The following is a 7,450-nucleotide window of genomic DNA, read 5'->3' on the forward strand; positions in this document are numbered from 1 at the left end:
GCAGACTGTAAATCTGTTGTCACTGACTTCGGTGGTTCGAATCCACCTCCATCCACTAAGACAGAAATGTCTTTATATGGGGTCTTAGCTCAGCTGGGAGAGCATCTGCCTTACAAGCAGAGGGTCACAGGTTCGAGCCCTGTAGGCCCCATTTGATTATCGCGGGATGGAGCAGTCTGGTAGCTCGTCGGGCTCATAACCCGAAGGTCGTTGGTTCAAATCCATCTCCCGCAACGAAAGAGACTTTAATAGTCTCTTTTTTTTATTGCTTTTCCTTATACTTTGTTCTATTGTAGAAAAGCAAGGTTTCTGCCGTAGTGTGTTAAAGGGGGTAAGGATGAGAGTAGGAATATTAACCAGTGGAGGAGACTGTCAGGCTTTAAATGCAACCATGCGCGGTGTGGGAAAAACCCTATATAACCTATTGGGAGACGTGGAAATCTATGGCTTTCTGGATGGTTACAAGGGTCTGATTTATGACGAATATCGCAAGATGGAGCGTTCCGATTTCTCCGGAATTTTGACAGAAGGCGGAACCATTCTGGGAACCAGTAGAACACCCTTCAAACAGATTCGTGAACCGGATGCCAATGGATTGGACAAGGTTGAGGCGATGAAGCATACATATAGAAAGCTTCGCCTGGATTGTCTTGTGGTATTAGGAGGTAATGGCTCTTTAAAAACAGCCAATCTTTTGTCGGAAGAAGGATTGAATGTTATCGGTTGTCCCAAAACCATTGATAATGATTTATATGGTACGGATATGACCTTCGGTTTTTATTCTGCCGTTCAAGTAGCTACCAATGCCATTGACTGTATTCATACTACAGCTGCCAGCCATGGTAGAGTGTTTATTGTAGAGATTATGGGACATAAGGTAGGACTGCTTACCCTTTATGCCGGACTCGCCGGTGGCGCCGACATTATTTTGGTTCCTGAGATTCCCTACGATATCAATGCAGTTTGTAAGAAAATTGCGGAGCGTCATGCAAGTGGTTCTCGTTTCTCCATTGTAGCTATAGCAGAGGGGGCTATTTCCAAGGATGAATCTAAGCTGACAAAGAAGGAATTAAAGAAGAAGCTGGCGGAGGATAGGAAGAATCATCCTTCCGTAGCCTATAAGCTGGCGAAGGAAATAGAGGAAAAAACCGGTGCAGAGGTTAGGGTAACTGTTCCCGGACACACCCAAAGAGGTGGACAGCCGGTTCCCTATGACCGTGTTTTTGCCACAAGAATCGGTGCGGAAGCTGCCAGAATGATTAAGAAGGAAAAATACGGCGTGATGCTTTCTTTAAAGAATAATGAAATCACAACGGTTCCCTTGGCAGATATTGCCGGTAAATTAAAAACTGTGGATCCGGATTCCGGAATTGTGAGGGAAGCCAAGATGCTGGGTATTTCTTTTGGAGATGAAGAGTAGCCGATGATGAAGTTTTTTATAGAGCTTATTTAAAGAGCTTATTTAAAGAGCATATTTAAAAAGAAGTTGATGAACTTATGCGCCAATTTTATCTGTTTTAACGATATAGAAGGGATAAGAAGAATTGTCATATACCGCTTTATACAGAAAATGGAGATCCCGGGATTTCGATGATTTGGTGGGACAGGATGCCATCACTCGTTCCTTTAAGAATCAGGTAAGTCATGATCGTATTGGTCATGCTTACCTTTTTTGTGGTACCAGAGGAACAGGTAAAACCTCCATGGCGAAAATCTTGGCAAGAGCTGTGAACTGCCTAAATCCTAAGGATGGAAATCCCTGTAATGAGTGTGCAAACTGTAAGGCCATTTTGTCCAACACCAGCATTAACGTTTATGAAATGGATGCGGCCAGCAACAATAAGGTGGATGATATACGTTTGATTAGGGAACAGGTGGAGTATCCTCCTGTGGGTATGCGCTATAAGGTCTATATTATCGACGAGGTACATATGCTGACAGAGTCGGCCCACAACGCTTTTCTGAAGACTTTGGAGGAGCCACCGGAATACTCCATTTTCATCCTGGCTACTACGGAGCCAAATGCCCTGCCCATAACCATTCTTTCCCGCTGTCAGCGCTATGATTTTCGAAGGATTCCCGCGGACATCATTGCGGATAGATTGAGACATATTGTGGAAGAAGAGCATATTGCCATTGAAGAAGAGGCTATCCAATATATCGCCCGTATGGGGGATGGCTCTATGCGTGATGCGGTGAGCCTTTTGGACCAGTGCGCCAGCTATGATTTTCAGCGAGAAATCAGCTATGAAGATACGCTGAAAATATTGGGAGCGGTGGATACCGCAGCATTTTCCCAAATGATTGCTTCCCTTCGAGAGAAGGATATAGCAAAAGCCATGGCATTGGTGGCCGATGTTTTGGAGCAGGGAAAGGAACTTAGCCAATATACTTCCGATTTACTGAACTATTATCGAAATATTATGCTGGCAAAAACCGTAGAGAAGATTGACGGTTTGATGGATTTGTCCGCAGAAAATAAAAAACAACTTCTTTCCGATGGGGAAAGTCTTTCCATGGAAGAAATACTTAGGGGTATCCGTTTACTGACAGAGCTTTTACAGCAGTATCGTTTTGCCAGACAGAAGCGGGTTTTACTGGAAAGTACCTTGGTAAAGCTGGCTCATCCGGAGATGGAAGGGAAGACGGATGCTCTTTTACAAAGACTGCGGGAGTTGGAAGAAAAGATGGAAAAGGGAAGCTTTCTTCCTGTAGAAAGGACAGCATTTTCCAAGGAGGAAAATGGAGATATACCGGAAGCCATGGAAAAGGAAGTCGTTCTTCCGAAAGCTCAGTATGAGGACTATATGCTTTTAAAGAAGGACTGGGATATTATCAAAAATTACTTCGACTCCCCCACGGTGAAACAGGCTTTGGCGAAATCCAGAGTTTATCCGGCAAAGGATAAGAAGTCCATGGTGATTGCCCCAAGTCTGGGAATGCTTTCCAATGTGCTTACGGATATGGAGCTCCTGGAAATCGGGAAGGTGATTTCCGCAAAATATCAAAAGGAATTTCACTTTGTTTTGGGAAAGGTGGAAACGGAAGAACGCAGTACCAGATACGTTTCCGATGAAGATTTAAACAAAATTTCCATGACGATAGAGATTAGCGATCAGGAATAAAGCAAGTGCTTGTTTTGCGGAAATAAAAGGATAAAAATTCCACACTGTAAGGGAATTATAAGATTTCTCATAGATTTATTCTTGGGATTCATGGTAAAATAGTAAAAGTTATGCTTAATTTAAAATTAAGGAGGAGCTATGGCAAAGCATGGTGGATTTGGCGGGGGAATGCCCGGCATGAATATGAATAATCTGATGAAGCAGTATCAGAAGATGCAGAAGAAGCTGGAAGAAACCCAGGAGGAGCTGGCGAAAAAGGAATACATTGCTCAGGCCGGAGGCGGTGCCGTTAAGGTAGTGCTGAACGGAGAGAGAAAGGTCTTAAGTGTCAGCCTGAATAAGGATGCCGTAGATCCGGAAGATGTGGAAACTTTGGAAGAAATGATTGTACTGGCAATGAACCAGGCCCTTTCCGACATTGAGAAGGAATCCAATCAGGAGATGGGCAAGCTTACCGGCGGAATGGGGTTAGGATTTTAATGGAGTATTTTTCCAAGGATATGGACCGTCTGGTACAGGAGCTTTCCAGGCTTCCCGGCATTGGTCCGAAGTCCGCACAAAGATTAGCCTACTTTCTGATTAACGGAGAGAAAGAACAGGCTTATGCTCTGGCTGACAGCATCAAAAAGGCCAGAGACAGTATTCGCTACTGCAAATGCTGCTGTACCTTAACGGACGCGGAGCTTTGCCCGGTATGCAGTAGTGCGGAAAGAAATCATAAACAGATTATGGTGGTGGAAAACCCGAGAGATATGTCTGCCTATGAGCGAGTAGGCAAATATCAGGGAGTTTATCATGTTCTCCACGGGGCGATTTCCCCTTTGCTCGGCATAGGACCGGAAGACATCCGTTTGAAGGAGCTGATGGTTCGTTTGCAGGGAGAGGTGGAAGAGGTGATTATTGCCACCAACTCCTCTTTGGAAGGAGAAACCACCGCAAGCTATATCACAAAGCTGATTAAACCTTTAGGAGTGCCCTTAAGCCGTATTGCTTCCGGGGTTCCTGTAGGGGGAGATATAGAAAATATTGATGAAATAACACTTCTTAGAGCATTGGACGGAAGAGTCAGTTTATAGGAAGTGGAAGGGGTATTATGGACAAGTACGAGTTTAGTATCAAGGCAGAACAGATTAAAAAGTTAAGCAGTCAGGGAGATTACAAGACTGCTATGCAGATTGCGGATACCATTGACTGGAATAGGGTGCGTAATGCAAACCTTCTTTCTTCCATAGCGGATATTTATGAGTACAACGGAGAGTACGAAGAGGCTAAGGATATTCTTCTGATGGCCTTTGAGAGAGCTCCGGTGGGAAAGCGTTTTCTTTATAAGCTTTCAGAGCTGTCCTTACGTTCCGGCTCTATCGAAGAGGCTATTGAGTTTTACAAGGAATTCCTGGATGTAAGTCCTGAGGATCCCAGAAAATACCTGCTTCGTTATAAGATTTTGAAGGCAAAGGGGGCTATGGCCTCCCAGCTGGTGGGACCCCTGGAGCAGTTTACCGAAACCGAGCTGGATGAAAAGTGGCTCTATGAGCTGGCAAAGCTTTATGGAGAAGCCGGAAGGGAAGAGGATTGCATCGCCCTTTGCGATAAGATGATTCTTCTTTTCGGCATGGGAAAATATGTGGACAAGGCTCAGGATTTAAAGCTTCGGTATCGTCCCTTTGAAGAGGATACAAGAAGAGCACCCCGGAAAGAGAGCTTTGCTCTTCCGAAGGAACAACCGGCTTTCGAAGAGAAGAATTCCGGACAGGCTGTATATGAAGAAAAGCCTCCCGTTAGAGAGCTTCCGGAAGAAGCTTCCCGAGTATTAGCACCGAAGGAAGTAAGCAGAGAAGAGATTCAAAGAGAAAAAGAGAAGCAGGCGGAGAGCAATGCGCTAAGTCAGGCTGATGAAGAAAAGCCGGAGCAGGAAAAGGCGTCGGAGACAGAAGCATTTTCCAAGAAGGAGACGGAGGAAGCTTCCGATAAAGCTTCCCGGGAGGAATCTAAAGAAGCTTCCGAAGAGTTTTCCGAGGAAAGTTCCGGGGAGAAGGCTGAAGGAAAGGAAGTTGCAAAGGTGGATGCACCTGCGGCTACTGATAAGAAGGAAGAGTCATTCCCTACCTACCATATGATTATTGAAGCGGATACTTTGGAAGAAGGCTTCAAGATCGCGGTAGAGGAAATCAAGTATTTCCACCAGGAATACAAGCTTGAATTTAAGGTGGCGAAAACCAATGCGGACAAGCTTAATGAAAAGGGCTTTGCGCCATTTGCGGAGAAGCTGAAGGAAAGAGATTTAATTATTGAGGAAGCCGGTAAGCTGAAGTACTCCGTTGTGGATGAAATCGAAAGATATATCCAGAATCCAAAGGACGCTTCTTCTATTATATTGGTGGATGTGTACGATCATTTTGATCGAATGGCTGAGGACAGACCCAGATTTATTGACTACTTCGACATCGTTTCCAACAAGGAAGAGCTGGAGGAAGAAGAGGATAGCGATCTGGAAGACGTGGATCTTGAAGCTTCCGTAGCGGAGCCGGAGAAGGAAGAGGCGGAAGAAACTGTCGAAGAAGAGTATGTTCCCCATAAGCCTTCCATTTTCGATAGGCCTGCACGTCCCTATACCGAGGTTTTGGAGGAAGAAGCCCGGAAGGAAGAAGAGGCTAAGGAAAAGCAGGATGCTCCATCGGAAGTCCGTGAAGAAGCTCCTGCCCGGGACTTTGAAGACGCAGAGCCTGAAGAAGAGTATTATGATGATGAAAATGAAGACTACGACGAGGAGATAGAAGAGGAAGCTGTTGAGGATGCTCCTTCTGTAAGAGAAGAGAGAAGAGAAGCTCCAATTAGGGAAGAGGAAGAAGACGTATCCGCTATTTCCGATGCGCTGGAGAAGCATTCTCCTCTTGGTCAAAAAGAAAAGAAAAATGCGGGAATGAGCATAGACGAATTTGCGGAATATGCGATTTCCTATGCCGACAGCATTGACTGTGCCATCACGGAAAAGGGAATCACCGCCCTCTATGAGAGAATTCAGCTTATGGAAGAGGACGGAATTCTTCTGAATAAGAAGAGTGCGGAGGACTTGGTGGAGGAAGCTGCAGACCAGGCAGAGAAACCAAGCCTTGGCAAGAAGTTAAGTTCTTTCCTTCGTCCAAAGTACAATAAGGACGATAAGTTGATTTTACGAGAAGAACATTTTATGGGGTAAAATATGGGAATGAGTGAAATGGGAGTAGGCTTAGTCCTACTCCTTTCCCTTAGTGCCATGGTATGGCATGGCTATAAGAAGGGATTATTGAAAAAAATATTTGCGATGACCTCCCTGCTTCTCTCCATTGCTATGGCAAAGCTGCTTATGCCCATAGTACAGCAGGAGCTGGCCAAAAATCAGGAATTGCAGAAGCTGGTGCAAAACATTGCAGGCTTTTTCTTTCCGATTCAGAGGGAGGGAGCGCAGCTTTCCGATGTGCTAGGCAGTAATCCTACACCGGACAAGTCCATGGAAAACATTGATTTGTTTTATCAGTTTATTGGTTTGGAACAGTGGAAGGCCAATCTTTCGGAGAAAATCTTTCAGTTGGTTTATAGCGTGATTTTCTTTGTAATCTTATATCTTATTCTTCGGATTCTTTTGAAAATTGGCTTTCAAATTCTGGAGTATCTCTTTAAGCTGCCGGGACTTAACCTGGTAAACCGGCTCTCCGGAGCGGCGTTATCCGCGGTGGAATGGGTGTTTTGGCTTTGGTTTGCCTTGATACTTCTCAGTATTCTGCCCAACTTCCCCCTAAAGGATACGATTTTGGAAGGCTTTTCCCGACCGGGAAGTATTCCCTACATTTTGAAGGAAAGCAATCTGTTTACAAGAATCTTTTTTATGAATTAAGAGGAAGAAAAAACAAGATATAGAAGCCTTTAAACCAAGATATAGTTGTTTCCTGAAAATGGAAAAAAATTCTAAAAAAAAGGCAAAAAATGGCTTGACAGTCCCATTATCGGGTGTTAAGATACACAAGCTGTCGCAAAAAACAAGACAGCAAAAAGCAGAAAGAAAGCAAGGAAAATCAAGGCTTTAGCCAAGATGAACCGAAAAATTTTTTGCAAAACTGAACCTTGAAAATCAAAGATCGAATAATACACAGACCCTGAAGATTCTTGAAGAATTTTCAGTAATGTTTCAAACGAAACTTACACGAACGGTTTAATAAACCAAAAGTAAAAAAGGACAAAATGAAGCTAAGCTAAATTTTGACTGGAGAAAGAACTTAAAGAGAGCAATCTCTTAACTTTTTATGAGAGTTCGATCCTGGCTCAGGATGAACGCTGGCGGCGTGCCTAAC

General features: G+C 44.2%; 6 protein-coding genes and 2 tRNA genes. All 8 read left to right on the plus strand.

What is annotated here, in order from left to right; translation table 11 throughout:
• The first annotated feature begins 78 nt into the window (after positions 1-78).
• The 8 genes from ACO4PX_RS07120 to ACO4PX_RS07155 all read left to right on the plus strand — a co-directional run bounded on the left by ACO4PX_RS07120 (position 79) and on the right by ACO4PX_RS07155 (position 6,996).
• A tRNA-Val gene (locus tag ACO4PX_RS07120) sits at positions 79-151 on the plus strand.
• A 9-nt stretch (positions 152-160) separates the two neighbouring features.
• Positions 161-234 (plus strand) — tRNA-Met (locus ACO4PX_RS07125).
• A 103-nt stretch (positions 235-337) separates the two neighbouring features.
• Positions 338-1,420: a 6-phosphofructokinase gene (locus ACO4PX_RS07130; RefSeq protein WP_485572109.1), complete on the plus strand. Its 1,083-nt coding sequence runs from the start codon at positions 338-340 to the stop codon at positions 1,418-1,420.
• Between the two features lie 124 nt (positions 1,421-1,544).
• Positions 1,545-3,125 (plus strand): DNA polymerase III subunit gamma/tau, encoded by a 1,581-nt coding sequence (dnaX, locus tag ACO4PX_RS07135; protein WP_485572110.1) that lies wholly within the window; start codon positions 1,545-1,547, stop codon positions 3,123-3,125.
• A 138-nt stretch (positions 3,126-3,263) separates the two neighbouring features.
• Positions 3,264-3,605 (plus strand): YbaB/EbfC family nucleoid-associated protein, encoded by a 342-nt coding sequence (locus ACO4PX_RS07140; RefSeq protein ID WP_314637821.1) that lies wholly within the window; start codon positions 3,264-3,266, stop codon positions 3,603-3,605.
• Positions 3,605-4,201: a recombination mediator RecR gene (gene recR / locus ACO4PX_RS07145; protein WP_314637818.1), complete on the plus strand. Its 597-nt coding sequence runs from the start codon at positions 3,605-3,607 to the stop codon at positions 4,199-4,201. The genes ACO4PX_RS07140 and recR overlap by 1 nt, the downstream gene beginning before the upstream one ends.
• Before the next feature lie 17 nt (positions 4,202-4,218).
• Complete coding sequence (locus tag ACO4PX_RS07150; RefSeq protein WP_485572111.1) at positions 4,219-6,321, plus strand: tetratricopeptide repeat protein; 2,103 nt, start codon at positions 4,219-4,221, stop codon at positions 6,319-6,321.
• A gap of 3 nt (positions 6,322-6,324) precedes the next feature.
• A complete protein-coding gene (locus tag ACO4PX_RS07155; protein WP_485572112.1) occupies positions 6,325-6,996 on the plus strand; it encodes a CvpA family protein in 672 nt (223 codons plus the stop codon).
• Positions 6,997-7,450 lie beyond the last annotated feature (454 nt).

The sequence above is a fragment of the Oribacterium sp. genome (genome assembly GCF_057249185.1).

What these genes read in the sequence shown, in the direction of transcription:
- ACO4PX_RS07130 (WP_485572109.1), top strand. Translation starts at nt 338, where the DNA reads ATGAGAGTAGGAATATTAACCAGTGGAGGAGACTGTCAGGCTTTAAAT.
- ACO4PX_RS07140 (WP_314637821.1), top strand. Translation starts at nt 3,264, where the DNA reads ATGGCAAAGCATGGTGGATTTGGCGGGGGAATGCCCGGCATGAATATG.
- recR (WP_314637818.1), top strand. Translation starts at nt 3,605, where the DNA reads ATGGAGTATTTTTCCAAGGATATGGACCGTCTGGTACAGGAGCTTTCC.
- ACO4PX_RS07150 (WP_485572111.1), top strand. Translation starts at nt 4,219, where the DNA reads ATGGACAAGTACGAGTTTAGTATCAAGGCAGAACAGATTAAAAAGTTA.
- ACO4PX_RS07155 (WP_485572112.1), top strand. Translation starts at nt 6,325, where the DNA reads ATGGGAATGAGTGAAATGGGAGTAGGCTTAGTCCTACTCCTTTCCCTT.